Source organism: Myceligenerans crystallogenes (assembly GCF_039529775.1).
Taxonomy (GTDB): domain Bacteria; phylum Actinomycetota; class Actinomycetes; order Actinomycetales; family Cellulomonadaceae; genus Myceligenerans; species Myceligenerans crystallogenes.
Map to the genome: position 1 here is coordinate 292,147 of NZ_BAAANL010000005.1, position 18,533 is coordinate 310,679.

The following is an 18,533-nucleotide window of genomic DNA, read 5'->3' on the forward strand; positions in this document are numbered from 1 at the left end:
GTCACGTGCACACCTCCTGGTCGGCGGCCTTCCGCTCGGCGGGCGGCAGCTCGACGTCGTCGGGCAGATCAGGATGGGGATCCTGGGCCGGACGCCGTCGCGCCACGAGCGGGCGGACGGCGGCAGCCACAGCGTAGACCCCCACAGCCAGGACGACGATGGTCGCGCCCGGCGACACGTCCTGGAAGTAGGTGATGGTCAGGCCCGTCACGCACACGACGACGCCGACCACGGACGCCGTCGTCATCGTCCGCGCGAACGAGTGCGTGAGCTGCTGGGCCACGGCCACCGGCACGATCATCAGCGCGCTGACCAGCAGCAGCCCCACCACCCGCATGGCGACGGTCACCGTGAGCGCCGCGACGATCGCGACCGCCGCGTTCAGGAGCCACACCGGCAGCCCGGAGGCGACGGCGAAGTCCTCGTCGTGGCTCACCGAGAACAGCGCGGCCCGCAGCCCCACCCCCACGGCGAGCACCACGACGGACAGCACCACGGTCAGCGCCAGGTCCGTGTCGGACACCGTGGAGATCGACCCGAACAGGTACTGCATGAGGTTCCCGTTGGAACCTCCGGCGATGCCGATCAGCAGCACGCCGCCGGCGATCCCCCCGTAGAACATGATGGCCAGCGCGAGATCGCCGGAGGTCCGCCCGCGCCGTCGCACCAGCTCGATCGCCAGCGCCCCGGCGACGGCGGCCACCACGGCACCCGGCACCGCCAGGGTGTCGGGGGCGACGCCGAGGGCGGCCCCGATGAGCCAGCCGAGCGCGACGCCGGTCAGCGCCACATGCCCGATCCCGTCACCGAGCAGCGACAGCCGGCGCTGCACCAGGTACGTCCCGACGACGGGCGCCGACGCGCCCACCAGGAGCGCGGCCAGCAGGGCGCGCTGCATGAACGGGTCGGTGAACATCCAGCCGAGTTCCGCGAGCGGGTTCACGGCGCCACCTCCTCGGGGTCGGCGGCGACGGGGTTCTGGGTGAGCGCAGGCCGCCGGCGCGTCGCGTCGTCGTGCGGATGCTGGTGATGATGGGTCGCCGCGCCGTGCTCGGTGCGAGGCCGCGGCGGTTCGCCGTCGTGCACGACGACGCCGTGCCGCAGCACGACCGCGCGCGTGACGAGACCGGCGAGCTCCCCGAGCTCGTGCAGGACGACGAGCACCGTCACCCCGCGCTCGCCGAGCCGGCGCACCGTGGCGGCGAACGCCTCCTGGCTGGGCCGGTCGACACCCGCGACCGGCTCGTCGAGCACGAGCACGTCCGGGTCTCGGACCAGGGCGCGCGCGATCAGGACGCGCTGCTGCTGACCGCCGGACAGCACCTGCATCGCGGAATCCGCTCGGTCCGCGAGCCCGACCTCGCCCAGCGCGTCGCGCACGCGCCCCCGCCAGCCGCGCGGCAGCCACCAGCGGCGCCCGTTGAGCAGGCCGGACGCGACGACCTCGGCCGCCGTCGACGGCACGCCGCCGCCCGCCCCGACGCGCTGCGGCACGTAACCCACGCGCTCCCAGGGCACCCGGTCCGTCCCGAGCCGCGCGCCCAGCAGGCCGACGGTGCCCTGCGACGGAGTCACCGTGCCCACCAGCGCCTTGACGAGCGTCGACTTGCCGGAGCCGTTGGCGCCGAGCAGCGCGACGGTCTCCCCCGCGCGGATCGTCAGGTCGATCCCGCGCAGGATGTGGCTCGCGCCCGCGTGGACATGGAGACGCCCGACGTCGATCACCGGCTCGGCGCCGGGCTCGGTGACAACGGTCCCGATGCCGCCGGGCCGTGTCCTTGCTGGTTCGGTCACTCGCACTCCAGGCCTTCCGTCAGTGCGTCCAGGTTCTCACGCATGACGCCCGGGTAGTCCGCGCCCTCGGCGAGGCGCTCCTCGCTCAGGCCCTCCAGGGGATCGAGCGTGGCGGTCCGCAGGCCCAGGTCCCCGGCGAGGGTCTCGGCGACCTCGAGGCTGACCAGCGTCTCGCTGAAGACGGTGGTCACGTCGTTCTCGCGCGCGATCCCGGCGACCTCGCGCAGGCGGGCCGGCGACGGCTCGGCCTCCGGGTCGAACGAGGTGAGGCCGACCTGTTCGAGCGAGTAACGGTCCGCCAGGTAGGCGAAGGCGGCGTGGCTGGTCACGACCGTCGAACCCGCACAGGTCGCGAGGCCGTCGGCGAACTCCTGGTCCAGTTCCTCCAGGTCCCGGCCGAGCTTCGCGGCACCGGCCGCGTAGTCGTCGGCGTGCTCGGGGTCGACGGCGGACAGCTCGTCGGCGACGACCTGGCCCAGGGCGGCCAGGCGGCTGGGGTCGAGCCAGAAGTGCGGGTCGGTGGCGCCGTGCTCGTGCTCCTCCCCGGCGTGCTCGTCTTCAGCGTGTTCCTCGCCGGCGTGTTCCTCGCCGGCGTGCTCGTCCGCCTCCGCCGCGGCCAGATCGGCGAACCCGGCGGCGTCGACCACGTGCGCGGGCGCGCGCGCCTCGATGCCCTCGTCGACGGCGGGCTGCAGGCCGGACTGGAACACGACGAGGTCGACCTGGCCGATCCGGCGCGCCTGGGCCGGGGAGAGCTCGAGGTCATGAGGGTCGGCCGACGGCGGGGTCAGGTTGTCCACCTGGACGTGCTCGCCGCCCACCTGCTCCGCGACGTACTGCAACGGGTAGAACGAGGCGAGCACCGACACGCCGTCGGCCCCGGACGGCCCCGGACCGCCCGCCGCGGTGCATCCGGCGGCGGCGATCAGGGCCGCCGAGGCGAGGGCGGGCAGTGCGAGGTGTCGGCGATTCATGAGAACGATTCTCACGCCTGCGAAGAACCCAAGTCAAACTCCGGCCCCGTTGTGGATGACTCCCGGGCCCCCGGGCCCTCGGCGGGTAGGCTGGAGCACGACATCACGCCGTTTGCCGGGACCCACTCGGCAAGCCCATCCATCTGGAGAGATACCCCGTGTCCGACAAGCCATCGCGCTCCGCGCAGACCGCCAAGCTCGACGCCGTCGTCTCGCTCGCCAAGAAGCGAGGTTTCGTCTTCCAGTCGGGCGAGATCTACGGCGGTACGCGGTCCGCGTGGGACTACGGCCCGCTCGGGGTGGAGCTCAAGGAGAACATCAAGCGGCAGTGGTGGCGCTCGATGGTGCAGAGCCGGGACGACGTCGTCGGCCTGGACTCCGCGGTCATCCTCCCGAGCCCGGTGTGGGTCGCGTCCGGCCACGTGGGCGCCTTCAACGACCCGCTGACGGAGTGCCTGAGCTGCCACAAGCGGTTCCGCGAGGACCACATGCTCGAGGAGTTCGAGGAGAAGAAGGGCCGCGCCCCCGAGGGTGGCCTGGCGGAGATCGCCTGCCCGAACTGCGGCAACCGCGGCGAGTGGACCGAGCCGCGCGACTTCAACATGATGCTGCGCACGTACCTCGGCCCGGTCGAGGACGAGTCCGGCCTGCACTACCTGCGCCCCGAGACCGCGCAGGGCATCTTCGTGAACTTCGCCAACGTGGCGCAGACGGCCCGGATGAAGCCCCCGTTCGGCATCGGCCAGATCGGCAAGTCGTTCCGCAACGAGATCACGCCGGGCAACTTCATCTTCCGCACCCGCGAGTTCGAGCAGATGGAGATGGAGTTCTTCGTCACGCCGGGCGAGGACGAGCGCTGGCACCAGTACTGGATCGACTACCGCACGGACTGGTACACGGACCTCGGCATCGCGCGGGAGAACCTGCGCCACTACGAGCACCCGAAGGACAAGCTGTCCCACTACTCGACGCGCACCGTGGACATCGAGTACCGCTTCGGCTTCACCGGCGGCGAGTGGGGCGAGCTCGAGGGCATCGCGAACCGCACCGACTTCGACCTCAAGACGCACTCGGAGCACTCGGGCAAGGACCTGCAGTACCGCGACCCGGCCACCAACGAGAAGTACTTCCCGTACGTCATCGAGCCGGCCGCGGGCCTGACCCGCTCGCTGATGGCCTTCCTGGTGGAGGCCTACGACGAGGACGAGGCGCCGAACACGAAGGGCGGCGTGGACAAGCGCACGGTGCTGCGCCTCGACCCGCGCCTCGCGCCGGTCAAGGTCGCGGTGCTGCCGCTGTCGAAGTCCGCGGAGCTGCTGCCCACGTCGGAGAAGATCGCCGCCGAGCTGCGCAAGTACTGGAACATCGACTACGACGTGACCCAGGCCATCGGCAAGCGGTACCGCCGCCAGGACGAGATCGGCACGCCGCTCGCGGTCACCGTCGACTTCGACACCCTCGAGGACCAGGCGGTCACGATCCGCCACCGCGACTCCATGGCCCAGGAGCGCGTCTCGATCGACCAGCTCGTCACCTACCTGGCGGGCCACCTCCCGGGCGTCTGACGAGGGACCCGGCGCCATCGGCCGAGGCAGCGAGGTCCAGACCGGACCTGCTGCCTCGGCTGCGTCGTTCCCGGAGCCACCCGCCCGGCCGCACTGCGCGGACCCGCGGTCCAACCACCGCACCCCATGTGTCAGACTTAGGCAATGCTTACCTCACCCAGTCCGGCTGCGGCCGGTGAGGTGACCCGCACCCCTGACAGGGCTCGGCGCAGGACCCTCGTCCTGCTCGGCCTGGCCGCGGCCCTCGGCGCGACCATCCTGGCGAGCCTCGCGCTGGGTGTCCGCGACATCCACCCCGCGGACGTGTGGGACACCCTCGTCACCTGGGCCACGCGCGCCCCGTTGCCGGACGACCAGGACACCCGCGTCGTGCTCGAACAACGCCTGCCCCGCACGATCGTCGGCATCACCGCCGGCGCCGCCCTCGCCCTGGCGGGGACCCTGGTCCAGGGGGTGACCCGCAACCCGATCGCGGACCCGGGGCTCCTGGGCCTCAACGCGGGCGCCAGCCTCGCGATCGTGTGCTCGGCCCTGCTGCTCGGCGTCGGTTCGCCCCTCGGCTACATCTGGTTCGCGTTCGCCGGCTCCGCCGCGGCCGCCCTGCTCGTCTTCTCCATCGGCGCGGGCCGCCCCGTGCGGCTGGCGCTCGTCGGCGCCACGGTGACCGCGCTGCTCACGCCGCTGGTCACCCTCGTCCTCATGCAGGACCAGGAGGCCTTCAACCTGTACCGGTTCTGGGCCGTGGGGTCCCTGGCCGGGGTCCGCTCGGCCGCGCTCGCCCAGCTCTGGCCGTTCGTCGTGGTCGGCCTGGTGCTGAGCGTCGTGATGGCGAACCGCCTCAACATGCTCGCGCTCGGCGACGACGTCGCCGCCGCGCTCGGCCAGCGCGTCGGCACCACCCGGGTGCTGTCCGGGCTCGCCATCGTGCTGCTGTCGGGCACCGCGACCGCGCTCGCCGGGCCGATCGCCCTGGTCGGCCTGGCCGTGCCGCACGCGGCCCGGCGCCTGGTCGGCACCGACTACCGCTGGATCGTGGCCGTCGCGGTGATCCTCGGCCCCGTGATGCTGCTCGGCGCCGACGTCGCCGGGCGGCTCGTGCTGCCGGGCAGCGAGCTGGAGGCCGGCGTCGTCGCCGCCCTCGTCGGCGCGCCCGTCCTCGTCGCGGTCGCCCGCGGCCGCAGCGTGGCGGGGGTGTGAGATGACCACCACCGCACCCCTCACCACCGCTCTCCCGCCCGGGACCGCGGTCCGCTCGCTGCGGTTCGCCCGGCGTCGTCGGCTCACCCTCGTGCTGGGCGTCGCGCTGGTCGCGCTGGCCGCCCTGGCCACGGCGGGCCTGATGCTCGGCGACTCCGACCTCACCCCACTGCGCGCGTTCGGCGCCGCCTTCGGCATCGGCGACCGCGGCGACCTGTTCGTCGTGCAGCGCCTCCGGCTCCCCCGGGTCCAGGCCGCGATCCTGGTCGGGGCCGCGTTCGGCCTGGCCGGGGCGCTGTTCCAGGGCACGCTGCGCAACCCGCTCGCCTCCCCGGACATCCTCGGCATCGGCGCCGGCGCGAGCCTCGGCGCGGTCACCGCGCTGCTCGCGTTCGGGCTGTCGGGCTTCGCGGTCGCCGCGTCCGCGTTCGGCGGTGCCACGCTCGTGGCGCTGGCGATCTGGTTCTTCGCCTGGCGCCGCGGCCTGCACTCGATCCGGTTCGTGCTCGTCGGCGTCGGCTTCTCCTACCTGTGCGGCTCGTTCCTGTCCTGGCTGCTCGCCCGCGCCGACGACCGCGAGGCGGCGTCGGCCCTGATGTGGACCGTCGGCTCGGTGGCCGACGTCCGCGACGGGGAGATCGGCCTGCTCCTGGCCGGGGTGCTCACGCTCGCCCTGGTCGCGGCGCTGCTCTCCCGGTCCCAGGGCCCGCTGGCGCTGGGCGACGACAACGCCCGCGCGCTCGGCGTGCACGTCGACGCCGTCCGGGTCGGCTCCCTGCTCACCGCGGTCGGCCTCGTCGCGCTCGCCACCTCCATGGCCGGGCCGATCGCGTTCGTCGCCCTGGTCTCCCCCGCGATCGCCCGTCGTCTGCTCGACGACGGCACGCCGGCCCTGGCCGCCAGCGCCGCCGCGGGCGCCGTGCTCACCCTCGCCGCCGACCTCGCCGGGCAGCACGAGCTGTTCGGCGTCGGCGCCCCCGTCGGGATCGTGACCGGCCTGGTCGGCGCCCCGTACCTGCTGTGGCTGCTCGCCACGAACGAGAGGAGGAACCTCGGGTGAACACCTCCCCGGCGGACCTGACCCTGCGCGCCGACGGCGTCGTCCTCGGCTACGACGGCCGCACCGTCATCGACGGTCTCGACCTGACGCTGCCGCAGGGCCGCGTCACCGCGATCGTCGGCCCGAACGCCTGCGGCAAGTCGACGCTGCTGCGCGGCCTCGCGCGCCTGCACCCCCTGTCCGGCGGGCGCGTGCTGCTCGGCGACCGCGACGTGTCCGCGATGCCGCGCAAGGAGCTCGCGCGCGTCGTCGGCGTGCTGCCGCAGTCCTCGATCGCGCCCGACGGCGTCCGGGTCGCCGAGCTCGTCGCGCGCGGCCGGTACCCGCACCAGGGCTGGTTCGGACACCATTCGTCGGACGACGACGCCGTCGTGACCGCCGCGCTGGCCGCGACCGGCACCGAGGATCTCGCCGACCGCCCCCTCGAGGAGCTGTCCGGCGGGCAGCGGCAGCGCGTGTGGATCGCGATGGTGCTCGCCCAGCAGACCGACATCGTGCTGCTGGACGAGCCGACGACGTTCCTCGACGTGCGGCACCAGCTCGACCTGCTCGACCTGCTCGCGGAGCTCAACAAGGAGCGGGGCACCACTGTCGCGATGGTGCTGCACGAGCTGAACCTGGCGGCCCGGTACGCGGACAACCTCGTGGTGATGAGCTCCGGGACCGTGGTCGCCCAGGGCGACCCGGGCGAGGTGCTGACGAGCGAGGTCGTGCGCGAGGCGTTCGACCTGGACGCCGAGATCGTGCCGGACCCGGTGTCCGGCACGCCGCTGGTGGTGCCGCGGGGACGGCGGCACGCCGTACCGCGCTGACGGAACCCTGGCGCGGGCCCGGCCGAGCGGCCGCACTGTGATGCGGCACGCAGCAATTCGCAACACTCCCGTGACCTAATTCGGATGAACGAAGGTTAGGCTCGCCTCATGAAGAGCACTTCCGTTGCGGCCGTCGTCGCCGCTGCCGCCCTGTCCCTGTCCGCGTGTGCCGCGGGCGAGGCCGCCCCGGCGGCGGACGAGACCGCCTCCGCTGCCGCGGCCGGGCAGTTCCCCGTCACGATCGAGCACGCCTTCGGCGAGACCACGATCGACCGGGCGCCCGAGCGCGTCGCCACCTGGGGCTGGGGTTCCACCGAGGCCGCGATCTCCGTGGGCGTGTTCCCGGTCGCCGTCGCCGAGCAGGTCTGGACCGTCGGCGAGGACAACCTGCTGCCGTGGGTCGAGCAGGCCTACGAGGAGGCGGGCGAGGAACTGCCGGTCGTCCTCGACGACGCCAGCGGCGGCGAGGAGGTCCCCTACGAGCAGTTCGCGGAGGCCGCGCCGGACCTGATCCTCGCGCCCTACTCGGGCGTCACGCAGGAGCAGTACGACCTGCTCTCCGAGATCGCCCCGGTCGTCGCCTACACCGGCGACCCGTGGACCACCGAGTGGGACGAGACCATCGAGATCACGTCCGAGGCCCTGGGCCTGGCGGACCAGGGTGACCAGGTCCTCGCCGACGTCGACGAGTACCTGGCCGGCATCAAGGCCGAGCACCCCGAGTTCGAGGGCAAGACGGTCGCCGCGATCGTGGACGCCCCGTCCGAGGGCCTGGTCTACGTCTACAACTCCTCCGACGCCCGCGCCGGATTCCTGGAGAAGCTCGGCTTCACCACCGCCCCGGCCGTCGACGAGCTCGACCCGACCCAGGGCAAGGACTTCTTCTACACCCTCTCGTACGAGGAGCTGGACAAGCTCGAGTCCGACGTCGTCGTCGCCTACACGTACACCGAGGAGGAGGCCGAGAAGCTGCCGGACTCCAAGCAGCTGCGGGCCCTCCCGGCCGTGAAGGCCGGAATGGTCGCGCAGGTCGTCGGCCAGGTCCCGGTCTCCTCGGTCTCCCCGCCCACGGCCCTGTCCTACGACTGGCCCGAGGGCGTCCCGGCCCTCGCCGAGGAACTCGGCAAGATCCTGGGCTGACCCAGGAACGGGGCGAGGGCGAGGTCACCGACCTCGCCCTCGCCCTTCGCTATGTCGCGACCGCGTCGATCGCGCCGCCGTAGCGGCGGTCGCGGCGGGCGTACTCCTCCACCGCCCGCCACAGGTGCGTCCGGTCCACGTCCGGCCAGGGCTCCGGGAAGAAGATCATCTCGGCGTAGGCGGCCTGCCAGAGCATGAAGTTGCTGGACCGCTGCTCGCCGCCGGACCGCAGGAACAGGTCGACGTCGGGGACGTCCGGCAGGTACAGGTACTTCTGGATCGTCTTCTCGGAGATGCGCTCCGGGTTCAGGCGCCCGGCCTTCACGTCGCGGGCCATGTCCGCGGCGGCGTCGGCCAGCTCGGCGCGGCCGCCGTAGTTCACGCACATCGTCAGCGTTGTGCCCGTGTTGTTCCTCGTGGACTCCTCGCACTGCTCGAGGACCTTGATGACCTTCTGCCACAGCTTCGGGCGGCGCCCGGACCAGCGGATCCGCACGCCCCACGAGGCCATCGTCTCGAGCTGGCGGCGCATCACGTCCTCGGTGAAGTTCATGAGGAAGGCCACCTCCTCGGGCGACCGCTTCCAGTTCTCGGTCGAGAACGCGTACGCCGAGATGTGCTCGACGCCGATCTCCACGGCCCCGGCGACGACGTCGAGCAGCGCGGCCTCCCCGGCCCGGTGCCCCTCGGTGCGCGGCAGGCCGCGCGCGTTCGCCCAGCGCCCGTTGCCGTCCATGACGACGGCGACGTGCCGGGGCAGGAACTTCCGGGGGATCTCCGGCGCCGTCGCCCCCGACGGGTGCGGGTACGGGGCCAGGTACCGGCCGTTCCGCGACGGGGAGCCCGCGGCTGCGTGCACGTCGGTCATGAGCGCTCGACCATCCTCAACGATCTCAGGGTCCTCTCCAGGTAGTACTGGCTGTACGCGGCCACCAGGCCGCTCGCCTCGTTCCGGTGCCGCGCCGTGGACGCGTCCGCCGTCGTCCAGTCCCCCGCCAGCAGCGCCGCGAGCAGCACGAACGTCTCCGGTGCCGGCGACGGCGAGCCGGGCGGGCGGCAGCGGGTGCAGACCGCCCCGCCGTGCGACACGTTGAACGCCGTGTGCGGGCCCGGCTCGCCGCAGCGCGCGCAGTCGAGCGCCGACAGCGCCCAGCCCGCCACCGCCAGTGCCCGCAGCAGGTAGGAGTCCAGCACGAGCCCCGCGACGTGGTGGCGTTCCGCGAGCGCCCGCAGGGCGCCCGCGAGCAGCCAGTACTGCTGCACGGCGGGCTCGTCCTCGTGGCTGACGAGCCGGTCGGCTGCCTCCAGCATGGCGGTCCCGGCGGTGTAGAGCTCGTAGTCCTCGCAGATGGGGCGGGCGTAGGCGCCGATGGTCTCGGCCTGCGTGACGGTGTCGAGGGTGCGGCCGGTGTGGAACTGCACGTCCACGGACATGAACGGCTCCAGCCGCGCCCCGAACCGGGACGACGTGCGCCGTACCCCGCGCCCGACGGCGCGCACCTTCCCGCGCTCGCGCGTCAGGAAGGTCACGATCCGGTCGGCCTCGCCCAGCTTCTGGGTACGCAGCACGATCGCATCGTCTCGGTACAGGGGCACGGCCACATCATCGCACTCCTGTCCGACACGGTCACCGTCCGGCGGGATCACCGCTCCGCGCACCGGGCCCGGCGTCGACGTCGTCGCCGCCGCCGAGGTCCGTGCAGTCGACGACGGCGGCGCCGTGCGCCTCCAGGTACCTCGCGGCGCCGCGATCCCCGGTCACCGACGCCCCGACCGCCGTCCAGTGATCGCGCCCGATCACCACGGGGTGGCCGGGCCGCCCCCCGTAGGCCGCCCGGCGCAGCATCGCGCGCGCCGGGCCCGGCGGCGACGGCGGGAAGGACGGAGCCTCCAGAAGCCGGCCGATCGCGTCGGCGCGCAGCCCGGGCAGGTCGACGAGCGTGATCACCGCGACGTCGGCGTCACCCTGCGCCAGGGTCCCGAGGCCCGCGCGCAACGAGGCCGACATCCCGTCCCTCCAGTCCGGGACGACGACGACGTCCGCCCCTCCGGGGACGAGGCCGGCGGCCTCGTCCGCGCGGGAGCCGAGGGTGACGACCACCCGCTCGCACCCGGCGTCGCGCAGCAGGGAGCACGCCCGCCGCACCCAGGGCACGCCGTCGGCCGAGGCCGCGAGCGCCTTCGGCCTCCCGAACCGGGACCCGGCGCCCGCGGCGAGCACGATCCCTGCCGCCCGGAACGTGGTCAGCTCCCGACGCCCGCGTGGATCGGACCCGACCTGGCGGTCAGCGATCTTCCCGAGCCGCCCCAGCGCGTGGAGACGATCTCCGCGGCGATGCTGACCGCGGTCTCCTCCGGGGTCCGGGCGCCGAGGTCCAGGCCGATGGGGCTGTGCAGGCGGGCGAGGGCGTCGTCGGGCACCCCGGCCTCGCGCAGCCGCGCGAGGCGGTCGTCGTGGGTGCGGCGGGAGCCCATCGCCCCGACGTACGCGGCGTCCAGGCCGAGGGCGATCTCCAGGACGGGGACGTCGAACTTCGGGTCGTGGGTCAGGACGCAGATCACGGTGCGCCCGTCGACGCGCCCCGCCTCGGCCTCCGCGCGCAGGTAGCGGTGGGGCCAGTCGGTGACGACCTCGTCGGCGCCGGGGAACCGCGTGGCGGTGGCGAAGAGGGGACGTGCGTCGCAGACGGTGACGTGGTACCCGAGGAACGAGCCCATGCGTGCGGTGGCGGCGGCGAAGTCGATGGCACCGAACACGAGCAGGCGCGGGCGCGGTGCGAACGAGGCGACGAACACGCGGGCGCCCGCACCCCGTCGTTCGCCGTCGGGGCCGTAGGTGATCGTCTCGCTGAGCCCGCCGGCGAGCAGGCCGAGGGCGTCGTCGCGCACGGCGTCGTCCATCCGCGCCGAGGCGAGGACGGCGGGGCCTGCCGACGTCGGGGACGACGCCGCCCCGCCCGGACGCAGGACCATCCGCCGGCCAACGAGCGACGCGACCGGGTGCTCGACGAGCGTGGCGACGGCGACCGGACGCCCCGCGGCGACGTCGTCGGCGATCTGCCCGAGCTCCGGGAAGGACTCCCTGTCGACGCGTTCGGTGAACACGTCCAGGATGCCGCCGCAGGTGAGGCCGACGGCGAACGCGTCGTCGTCGGAGATGCCGTAGCGCCGCAGCACGGGCCCGCCGGAGACCGCCACCTCGTGCGCCAGGTCGAACACGGCGCCCTCGACGCAGCCGCCGGAGACCGATCCGACAGCACGCGACGTGCCGTCGTCACCCGGGCCGACGAGCATCACCGCGCCGGGCGGGCGAGGCGCGGAACGGAAGGTGCCCACGACGGTTCCCATCCCCACGGACCTTCCTGCGCGCCACCATCCGAGCAGCTCGTCCATCACGTCGCGCACGGCGATCACCTCCGGCGCAAACCTACCCACGGCAGAGGCCGGCCGGATGCGTTTGTGCTGGTAGTGCTGCCACCAGTGCCCACGGCACTGGTTCCGACGGTGGCTGGGCAACCCCGACGACGAGGGTCAGGATCGATCCCGTTGGAACCGAACAAGGAGCTGACCCACATGATCGACACGTACCTCCAGCGACTTACGGTATGGCCTTCCCAGGACGCCATCATCGACGAGACAGGAAGCACGACGTACCTGACGCTCCTCGGAGACATCTCGCGGATCGGGGACGCGCTCCGTGACGCCGGCATCGGGTCGGGGGCGGTCGTCGCCGTCGAGGCGCCGCACTCCGCCCAGGCCGCCGCGGCGCTGCTCGCGCTGGCCGAGCTGCACGCGATCTGCGTCCCGATGACGCGCCTGCCCGAGGCGAAGCGCACCGAATTCCTCGAGGTCGGTGAGGTCGAGTGGATCGTACGGATCCCGGACGACCTCACCTCCGACCCTACCGTCTCACGCACCGGCGTCACGGCGTCGCACCCCCTGTACGACCAGCTGCGCGACAAGGCGCTGCCGGGACTCGTCCTCTTCAGTTCCGGGACGACCGGGCGCAGCAAGGCGTCCGTGCTCGACCTGAACCGGATCGTGGAGCGGTACCAGGGCAACCGCCCGGCGCAGCGGATCCTGTCGTTCCTCAACCTCGACCACATCGGTGGCATCAACACCCTGCTGCACACCCTCGGTCACGGCGGGACGGTCGTGACCGTCCCGGACCGCACGCCGGACGAGGTGCTCGCCACGGTCCAGCGACACCGGGTGAACGTGCTGCCCACCACGCCGACGTTCCTGACGATGCTGCTCATCAGCGGCGCGATCGAGAACTACGACCTGTCGTCGCTGACGCACATCACGTACGGGACCGAACCGATGCCGCAGCAGACCCTGGAGCGGCTCTCCCGGGCGCTTCCGGAGGTCCGGCTCAAGCAGACTTACGGGCTGTCCGAGCTCGGGATCCTGGCGACCCGGTCGAAGAGCGACGACAGCCTCTGGGTGAAGCTCGGCGGCGAGGGCTTCGACTACAAGATCGTGGACGACGTGCTGTGGATCAGGTCCGAGATGGCGATGCTCGGATACCTCAACGCCGAAGCCCCGTTCGACGAGGACGGGTACTTCAACACCCAGGACTCGGTACGGGTCGACGGCGAGTACCTGCAGATCCTCGGCCGCAGGTCCGAGATCATCAACGTCGGCGGCGAGAAGGTCTACCCCAACGAGGTCGAGTCGGTGCTGCTCGAACTCGACAACGTTATCGACGTCACGGTCTCCGGGCTGCCCAACCCGGTGACGGGCCAGGTGGTCCAGGCGGCCCTGCACCTGGCGGACGACGAGGACCTCAGAACCCTGCGCCGGCGCATCGACGCCCACTGCCGCAACCGGCTGGAGCCCTACAAGGTGCCCGCCAAGATCAGCATCACCCAGGGAGCGCACCACTCCGAGCGCTTCAAGAAGGTGCGCGCATGAGCGCTGCACGGCCCGTCGCGCTCGTCAGCGGCGCGAGCCGCGGACTCGGCCTCGCCGTCGCCGAGCACCTGCTCGACAACGGCTGGTCCGTCGCCGCGTTCAGCCGCTCGCGCACCGAGGAGCTGGACAAGGCCCTGGACCGCCGGCCCGACACCTTCTCCTGGGTGCGTGCCGACGTGGTCGCCGACGACATGCGCAGGACGGTCGCGCTGCTGGAGGAACGGACCGGCCCGATCGACGTTCTCGTCAACAACGCCGGCGTCCTGCACCAGGAGCTCTTCCTCACGACCTCCGAGCAGCGGATCGACGAGCTCTTCGCCGCGAACCTCATCGGGCCCACGCGTCTCGCCCAGGCGTGCGCCCGCCGGATGGCCGGGCGCGGGAGCGGCGTGATCCTCAACATCTCGTCGATCAACGCCCTGCGCGGCTTTCGCGGGGTGGCGCCCTACTCGGCCGCCAAGGCCGGGCTGGACGGCCTCACCCGCTCGCTCGCCCGAGAGCTGGGCCCCGCGGGCATCCGGGTCAACTCCCTGGTCCCCGGCTACTTCGAGACGGCGATGACGTCACAGGTCACCGACCAGAACCGCGACAGGATCAAGCGGCGCACCCCGCTCGGCAGGCTCGGGACGGTTGACGAGATCGTCCGCGTCGCGGCCTTCCTCATCTCCCAGGAATCGGCCTTCATCACCGGCCAGACCATCACAGTCGACGGAGGACTGACATCATGAACACCCCAGAGGTCACCACGATCGTCAACGACGCCGTCGCCGAGCTGCTCGGCGACATGCACGACCCCGACGAGGCCCTGCCGACGGACGCCTCGTTCGCGGACCTCGGTCTCAACTCCCTCATGATCGCCCGGCTCGTGATCATGCTGGAGACCGAGACCGGGCTGGACCCGTTCACCGGCGACACGTCCATCGTGGACGTGCACACGATCGGCGAGCTCGTGACCGTCTACACCGAGGCGCGCAAGCAGCCGGCCGAGGTGGGCTCGTGACCACCCTGCGGCTGTCGTCGATCGACGACTACCTCGGCCCTGCCGCCCAGCGGTTCTTCGGCGCCGGCTACCGCCGTTCCGAGATCGACCTGGACGACGTTCGCACCGGTACCGACCATGCCGCCGGCACGTTGTCGGTGAGGTACCCGCAGGACTGGTCGCGCAAGAAGACCGGCGTCGATCTCCGGCCCCACCTGTCCACGATCGACGGCCTGCTCGTCGCGGCCCAGCTCGCCGACGCCCTGCTGACCCAGAAGTTCGGGTTCACGGGGGCGGATCGTGCCGGGATCGACCTGACGAAGGTCGTGATCCAGGCCGGCACGGAACCGGACGAGGTCCTGGCGGCCGTCCCGGTGAGCGCCGGCCTCAGGCGCACCACCGAGGACGGAACCGGACGAGCCACCTCGATGGTCGACGTGACCGTCGGCCGGATGCGGCTGCGCTGTCACACGAGCCACCGGATCGCGCGTCCCCGGGCCGACGCGGGCACCCGCCCGGTCCCCGAGGTGCTCGGGGATCCGCGGACCCGCTTCTGGGGCGAGGGCTACCGCGCCAGCCGTCAGTCGATCGACGACGTCGTCGCGGACCTGTCCTCGCTCACGGCGACCGCGAGGCTGACGACGGACGAACTGCCCGGCACGCTCGTGCACGGCCTCGGCGGGCGGCCCGACCGGGTGACCCTCGTGGACGCGTTCGTCAGCTCGCTCCAGGTCTTCCAGGTCATGCTCTACGAGCTCGACGGGCTCAGCCGGGCCGAGTCGAACACCCTCTGGATGCAGCAGACCACGCTCACACGGGTTCCCGGGGACCGGGCGTCGCACGACGTGAGGGTCGGCATCACCTCGTCCGAGCTGCTCGAGCTCGGCGACACCACCTGGCGCAACCTCACCTTCGAGTCGACCGCCGGCCCCGTGCGCCAGCGCAGCGTGTTCGCCCACAACCTGCCGGCCGGCGCCCCGGTCCTCGCCGGCCGATAACCCCACCCACCAAGGAGAAATCATGAAACTGGCGATCTCCGGCACGTACTCGTCCGGAAAGACCTCCACGGTCATCGCGCTGTCCTACTACACCGGCGTCCCGCGCACCGTCGCCCGTGCCATCCGGGAGATCATGCCCGAGGCCGTGCCGGGAAAGCGGCTCGCGGACGTCACCCCCGCCGAGTACGTCCAGCTCGCGGTCCGCCGCCACTCGGGACGCGTGGCGGCCGAGGCCCGGCTGGGCGACACCTTCATCTCCGACGGGACGTCCCTGCAGGAGTGGATCTACGCCGCTGCGCGCGTCCAGTTCGGCATGGACCCGAACAGCGGCCGGAACACCGCGGTGCCCCGCGAGGAGCTCAGCGGCGACATGCTGTTCTTCGAGCAGGTGACCGGGCAGCTCGGCCAGGCGTTCCGCCAGCACGTCGCGGACACCTACGACGCCGTCGTGCACCTGGTCAACGACCGGCCGATCGCCGACGACGGTCACCGGCCGATGAACGAGGCGTTCCGCAGGTACTGCGACGACATGCTGCTGAGCACGGTGCAGGAACTCGGGATCCCCCTCCACGAGTACCGGGGGTCGCTCGAGGAGCGGCTCGTGCAGATCTCGGAGCGCTTCTCCTTCACGCCGGTGATGTCCACCGACGAGGCGATCACGCGGATGCGCGAGGACTACGCGGCGATCGACACGCGGCTCGAGCACGAGCGCGCGCTGGCGGGAACCTCTCGGTGACGGTGCTCTTCTGCCTGCCGTACGCGGGCGGGGACGCCACGACCCTCTACGGGTCGTGGCGCGCCCCGCTCGCGCCCGGCACCGAGGTCGTCCCGCTCGACTTCCCGGGCCGCGGCCGCCGGCACCGGGAGCCCGTGGCCGCCTCGCCGGAGCAGCTCGTGGACGACGTCCTGGACGCGGTTCGCCGGCAGGTCCGCCCCGGCGAGCCCTGGGCGGTGTTCGGGCACAGCATGGGTGCGATGGTGGCTCACCGGGCCGCCGCGGAGGCGTCCCACCGGACGGGCACCACTCCCCCGCGGGCGGTGTTCGTCTCCGGGCGCCGCCCGCCCGGCGACGGGCCGGTGTCCCCGGTCGGCATCGGGTCGCTCGACGAGCTCCTGGCGAACGCCGCCTCCTGGGGCGGCATACCCCCGGACCTCACCGCGCGCCCGCACCTCGCCAGGCCCCTCCTCGCCGGGCTCGCGCACGACCTGTCGCTGTCCCACGACCCCGTGCGCACCCCGCCGGTCCTCGACTGCCCGGTCCACGTCCTGTGGAGCGACGGCGATCCGCTCACCCGCCCGGACCGCATCGGCGGCTGGGCGCTCGTCTCGCGCGGGCCGGTGACCTTCCACCGGTTCGCCGGGGATCACTTCTTCATCGGCCCCACCGGTGCCCGTGCCCTCCCGGTCGTCCGCCAGGTCCTGTCCTCCGAGGTCGCGGGCGACCCGTTACCTGGTGGTGCCACCACCACTGCCGACGGCAATGGTCCCGATGGAGGCTGGGCACCGGCTTCCGGCCAGGGAAAGGTGGATGCCACGGGGTTCGGTCGGCCTACCGCCGCGCAGACCGGTCACAGATCTGGTCCCTCCGATTCCCGCTCGCTCGAACGACGCCGTCTCCTCGCGCGGCCGGCACCACAAGGAGGATCATGACCACCCCGTCGACCACCACACCACCTGCCGAGGCAGGATTCTCGCGGCGAAAGCTGATGCTGCCGGTCATCCTCGTGGCGATGTTCATGGCGCAGTTCGACCTGTACGTCGTCAACGTGGCGCTCCCGGTCCTGGAGGACGCCCTGGGAGCGGACGAGGTCCAGCTCCAGCTGATCGTGGGCGGCTACGCCTTCACCTACGCCGCCGGGCTGCTCGTCGGCGGGCGGCTCGGAGACCTGTTCGGACACGGCCGGATGTTCCGCGCCGGGATGCTCGCCTTCGGCATCGCCTCCCTGCTGTGCGGGATCGCCCCGAGCGCCGCGTGGCTCGTCGCGTTCCGGCTGCTCCAGGGCGCCACCGCCGCGATCCTGGTTCCTCAGGTCCTCGCGCTCATCACCGCGGCCTTCCCGGCCGCGGAGCGCCCGCACGCGCTGTCCCGCTACGGCATGGTCATGGGCGTCGGAGCCGTCGCCGGTCAGGTGCTCGGCGGGGTCCTGCTGCAGTACGACCTGGCGAACCTCGGCTGGCGCACCATCTTCCTGATCAACGTGCCGATCGCGGCCGTCACGCTCGTGCTCGCCCTGCGCAGCCTCCCGCCGGCGGGTGACACGGCCCGCACCCGACTCGACCTGGGTGGTCTCGGCTCCATCGTGCTGGGCCTGTCGCTCGTCCTGTTCCCCCTCGTCGTCGGTCAGAGCTCGGGATGGCCCTGGTGGACCTGGGTGCTGCTCGTCCTGGCGGTTCCGGTGCTCGCGGGTGCCGTCGCCTGGGAACGGCGGGTCATCGCCCGCGGGGACCGGCCGATCCTCGCGCTGGGCCTGTTCCGGGAGCGTGCGTTCAACCTGGGTCTCGTGCTCTCGATCGTCCTGTTCGGCGCCTTCTTCAGCTTCGTCTTCTGCCTCACCCTGGTGCTGCAGAACGGCCTCGGCCTGACGCCCCTCACGGCGGGCCTCACGTTCGGGCCGCTCGGGGTCGCGTTCGCCGTCGCCTCGGTCGGCGGGCGACCGTACGTGCAGCGGTACGGCACGAAGGCGATCGTCGCGGGAACGGCCCTGGTCGCCGTGGCACTGGCCGGGACCCAGGTCCTGCTCCTCGTGCTGGGCGACGAGCTCACGGCGGTCGCGCTGGTCGGCCCGATGATCGCGGTCGGCTTCGGCAACGGCCTGGCCGTACCCGCCGTGATCGGACAGGTGCTCGCCCGGATCCGGCCCGCCGACGCCGGTGCCGCCTCCGGCGTCCTGACCACCGCGCAGCAGTTCTCGAGCGCCCTCGGGATCGCCGTCGTCGGCGGGATCTTCTTCACCCTGCTCGGGACCGCCGAGGGCACCGCCGGCTTCGCCTCGGCGTTCGGCGTCGCCGTGTGGTGCGACCTGGCCCTGGTGATCGTCGGGATCTGGCTGGCCCTGCTCCTGGGCTCGCGGAACGCCGCGAGAGCCCCCCGATGACG

General features: G+C 72.5%; 19 protein-coding genes. 12 read left to right on the forward strand and 7 right to left on the reverse strand.

Features of this window, described 5'->3' with window-relative positions:
• Nucleotide 1: 1 nt before the first annotated feature.
• Genes ABD208_RS13790 through ABD208_RS13800 form a run of 3 tightly spaced genes read right to left on the reverse strand, consistent with a single transcriptional unit; the run spans nucleotide 2 to nucleotide 2,768 of the window.
• A complete protein-coding gene (locus ABD208_RS13790) occupies nucleotides 2–916 on the reverse strand; it encodes a metal ABC transporter permease (RefSeq protein WP_344104164.1) in 915 nt (304 codons plus the stop codon).
• 23 nt (nucleotides 917–939) lie between these two features.
• The gene (locus ABD208_RS13795) at nucleotides 940–1,794 is read right to left on the reverse strand and encodes a metal ABC transporter ATP-binding protein (protein ID WP_425561113.1); all 855 of its coding nucleotides are present in this window, start codon (nucleotides 1,792–1,794) and stop codon (nucleotides 940–942) included.
• Complete coding sequence (locus tag ABD208_RS13800) at nucleotides 1,791–2,768, reverse strand: metal ABC transporter substrate-binding protein (protein WP_344103813.1); 978 nt, start codon at nucleotides 2,766–2,768, stop codon at nucleotides 1,791–1,793. The genes ABD208_RS13795 and ABD208_RS13800 overlap by 4 nt, the downstream gene beginning before the upstream one ends.
• 158 nt (nucleotides 2,769–2,926) lie before the next feature.
• Between ABD208_RS13800 and ABD208_RS13805 the strand changes: the two genes are divergently transcribed.
• The 5 genes from ABD208_RS13805 to ABD208_RS13825 all read left to right on the forward strand — a co-directional run bounded on the left by ABD208_RS13805 (nucleotide 2,927) and on the right by ABD208_RS13825 (nucleotide 8,542).
• Nucleotides 2,927–4,333 carry a glycine--tRNA ligase gene (locus ABD208_RS13805; RefSeq protein WP_344103815.1) on the forward strand — a complete coding sequence of 469 codons (1,407 nt, stop codon included), beginning with the start codon at nucleotides 2,927–2,929 and terminating at the stop codon, nucleotides 4,331–4,333.
• A gap of 144 nt (nucleotides 4,334–4,477) precedes the next feature.
• The gene (locus tag ABD208_RS13810; protein WP_344103817.1) at nucleotides 4,478–5,530 is read left to right on the forward strand and encodes a FecCD family ABC transporter permease; all 1,053 of its coding nucleotides are present in this window, start codon (nucleotides 4,478–4,480) and stop codon (nucleotides 5,528–5,530) included.
• 1 nt (nucleotide 5,531) lies between these two features.
• Nucleotides 5,532–6,590 carry a FecCD family ABC transporter permease gene (locus ABD208_RS13815; protein ID WP_344103819.1) on the forward strand — a complete coding sequence of 353 codons (1,059 nt, stop codon included), beginning with the start codon at nucleotides 5,532–5,534 and terminating at the stop codon, nucleotides 6,588–6,590.
• Nucleotides 6,587–7,402: an ABC transporter ATP-binding protein gene (locus ABD208_RS13820; RefSeq protein ID WP_344103821.1), complete on the forward strand. Its 816-nt coding sequence runs from the start codon at nucleotides 6,587–6,589 to the stop codon at nucleotides 7,400–7,402. The genes ABD208_RS13815 and ABD208_RS13820 overlap by 4 nt, the downstream gene beginning before the upstream one ends.
• Nucleotides 7,403–7,510: 108 nt before the next feature.
• A complete protein-coding gene (locus tag ABD208_RS13825) occupies nucleotides 7,511–8,542 on the forward strand; it encodes an iron-siderophore ABC transporter substrate-binding protein (protein ID WP_344103823.1) in 1,032 nt (343 codons plus the stop codon).
• Between the two features lie 49 nt (nucleotides 8,543–8,591).
• Here the strand turns inward: ABD208_RS13825 and ABD208_RS13830 are convergent, their stop codons facing one another.
• The 4 genes from ABD208_RS13830 to ABD208_RS13845 are packed head-to-tail and all read right to left on the reverse strand — an operon-like array spanning nucleotide 8,592 to nucleotide 11,947.
• Nucleotides 8,592–9,410, reverse strand: a complete 819-nt coding sequence (locus tag ABD208_RS13830; RefSeq protein WP_344103825.1) for an isoprenyl transferase — start codon at nucleotides 9,408–9,410, stop codon at nucleotides 8,592–8,594.
• Nucleotides 9,407–10,138 (reverse strand): DNA repair protein RecO, encoded by a 732-nt coding sequence (gene recO / locus ABD208_RS13835; RefSeq protein WP_344103827.1) that lies wholly within the window; start codon nucleotides 10,136–10,138, stop codon nucleotides 9,407–9,409. Before recO ends, ABD208_RS13830 begins: the two co-directional genes overlap by 4 nt.
• 31 nt (nucleotides 10,139–10,169) lie before the next feature.
• Complete coding sequence (locus ABD208_RS13840) at nucleotides 10,170–10,763, reverse strand: nucleotidyltransferase family protein (RefSeq protein WP_344103829.1); 594 nt, start codon at nucleotides 10,761–10,763, stop codon at nucleotides 10,170–10,172.
• A gap of 23 nt (nucleotides 10,764–10,786) precedes the next feature.
• Entirely contained in the window at nucleotides 10,787–11,947 is a 1,161-nt protein-coding gene (locus ABD208_RS13845; protein WP_344103831.1) for an XdhC family protein, read from the reverse strand.
• Between the two features lie 141 nt (nucleotides 11,948–12,088).
• On the opposite strand from ABD208_RS13845, the gene ABD208_RS13850 reads away from it, so the two are divergent.
• Genes ABD208_RS13850 through ABD208_RS13880 form a run of 7 tightly spaced genes read left to right on the forward strand, consistent with a single transcriptional unit; the run spans nucleotide 12,089 to nucleotide 18,531 of the window.
• Nucleotides 12,089–13,459 carry an ANL family adenylate-forming protein gene (locus tag ABD208_RS13850; protein ID WP_344103833.1) on the forward strand — a complete coding sequence of 457 codons (1,371 nt, stop codon included), beginning with the start codon at nucleotides 12,089–12,091 and terminating at the stop codon, nucleotides 13,457–13,459.
• Nucleotides 13,456–14,187 carry an SDR family NAD(P)-dependent oxidoreductase gene (locus tag ABD208_RS13855; protein WP_344103835.1) on the forward strand — a complete coding sequence of 244 codons (732 nt, stop codon included), beginning with the start codon at nucleotides 13,456–13,458 and terminating at the stop codon, nucleotides 14,185–14,187. Before ABD208_RS13850 ends, ABD208_RS13855 begins: the two co-directional genes overlap by 4 nt.
• On the forward strand, nucleotides 14,184–14,459 hold the full coding sequence (locus ABD208_RS13860; protein WP_344103837.1) for an acyl carrier protein: 276 nt from the start codon (nucleotides 14,184–14,186) through the stop codon (nucleotides 14,457–14,459). Before ABD208_RS13855 ends, ABD208_RS13860 begins: the two co-directional genes overlap by 4 nt.
• On the forward strand, nucleotides 14,456–15,436 hold the full coding sequence (locus ABD208_RS13865) for an AvrD family protein (protein ID WP_344103839.1): 981 nt from the start codon (nucleotides 14,456–14,458) through the stop codon (nucleotides 15,434–15,436). The genes ABD208_RS13860 and ABD208_RS13865 overlap by 4 nt, the downstream gene beginning before the upstream one ends.
• A gap of 22 nt (nucleotides 15,437–15,458) precedes the next feature.
• A complete protein-coding gene (locus ABD208_RS13870) occupies nucleotides 15,459–16,172 on the forward strand; it encodes an ATP/GTP-binding protein (protein ID WP_344103841.1) in 714 nt (237 codons plus the stop codon).
• Nucleotides 16,169–17,086, forward strand: a complete 918-nt coding sequence (locus ABD208_RS13875; protein WP_344103843.1) for a thioesterase II family protein — start codon at nucleotides 16,169–16,171, stop codon at nucleotides 17,084–17,086. The genes ABD208_RS13870 and ABD208_RS13875 overlap by 4 nt, the downstream gene beginning before the upstream one ends.
• Nucleotides 17,083–18,531: an MFS transporter gene (locus ABD208_RS13880; protein ID WP_344103845.1), complete on the forward strand. Its 1,449-nt coding sequence runs from the start codon at nucleotides 17,083–17,085 to the stop codon at nucleotides 18,529–18,531. The genes ABD208_RS13875 and ABD208_RS13880 overlap by 4 nt, the downstream gene beginning before the upstream one ends.
• The last annotated feature ends 2 nt before the right edge of the window (nucleotides 18,532–18,533 follow it).

Coding starts and splice junctions, on each gene's coding strand:
- ABD208_RS13880 (WP_344103845.1), top strand. CDS start 17,083: ATGACCACCCCGTCGACCACCACACCACCTGCCGAGGCAGGATTCTCG.
- ABD208_RS13825 (WP_344103823.1), top strand. CDS start 7,511: ATGAAGAGCACTTCCGTTGCGGCCGTCGTCGCCGCTGCCGCCCTGTCC.
- ABD208_RS13810 (WP_344103817.1), top strand. CDS start 4,478: ATGCTTACCTCACCCAGTCCGGCTGCGGCCGGTGAGGTGACCCGCACC.
- ABD208_RS13830 (WP_344103825.1), bottom strand. CDS start 9,410: ATGACCGACGTGCACGCAGCCGCGGGCTCCCCGTCGCGGAACGGCCGG.
- ABD208_RS13815 (WP_344103819.1), top strand. CDS start 5,532: ATGACCACCACCGCACCCCTCACCACCGCTCTCCCGCCCGGGACCGCG.
- ABD208_RS13790 (WP_344104164.1), bottom strand. CDS start 916: ATGTTCACCGACCCGTTCATGCAGCGCGCCCTGCTGGCCGCGCTCCTG.
- ABD208_RS13855 (WP_344103835.1), top strand. CDS start 13,456: ATGAGCGCTGCACGGCCCGTCGCGCTCGTCAGCGGCGCGAGCCGCGGA.
- ABD208_RS13860 (WP_344103837.1), top strand. CDS start 14,184: ATGAACACCCCAGAGGTCACCACGATCGTCAACGACGCCGTCGCCGAG.
- ABD208_RS13800 (WP_344103813.1), bottom strand. CDS start 2,768: ATGAATCGCCGACACCTCGCACTGCCCGCCCTCGCCTCGGCGGCCCTG.
- ABD208_RS13870 (WP_344103841.1), top strand. CDS start 15,459: ATGAAACTGGCGATCTCCGGCACGTACTCGTCCGGAAAGACCTCCACG.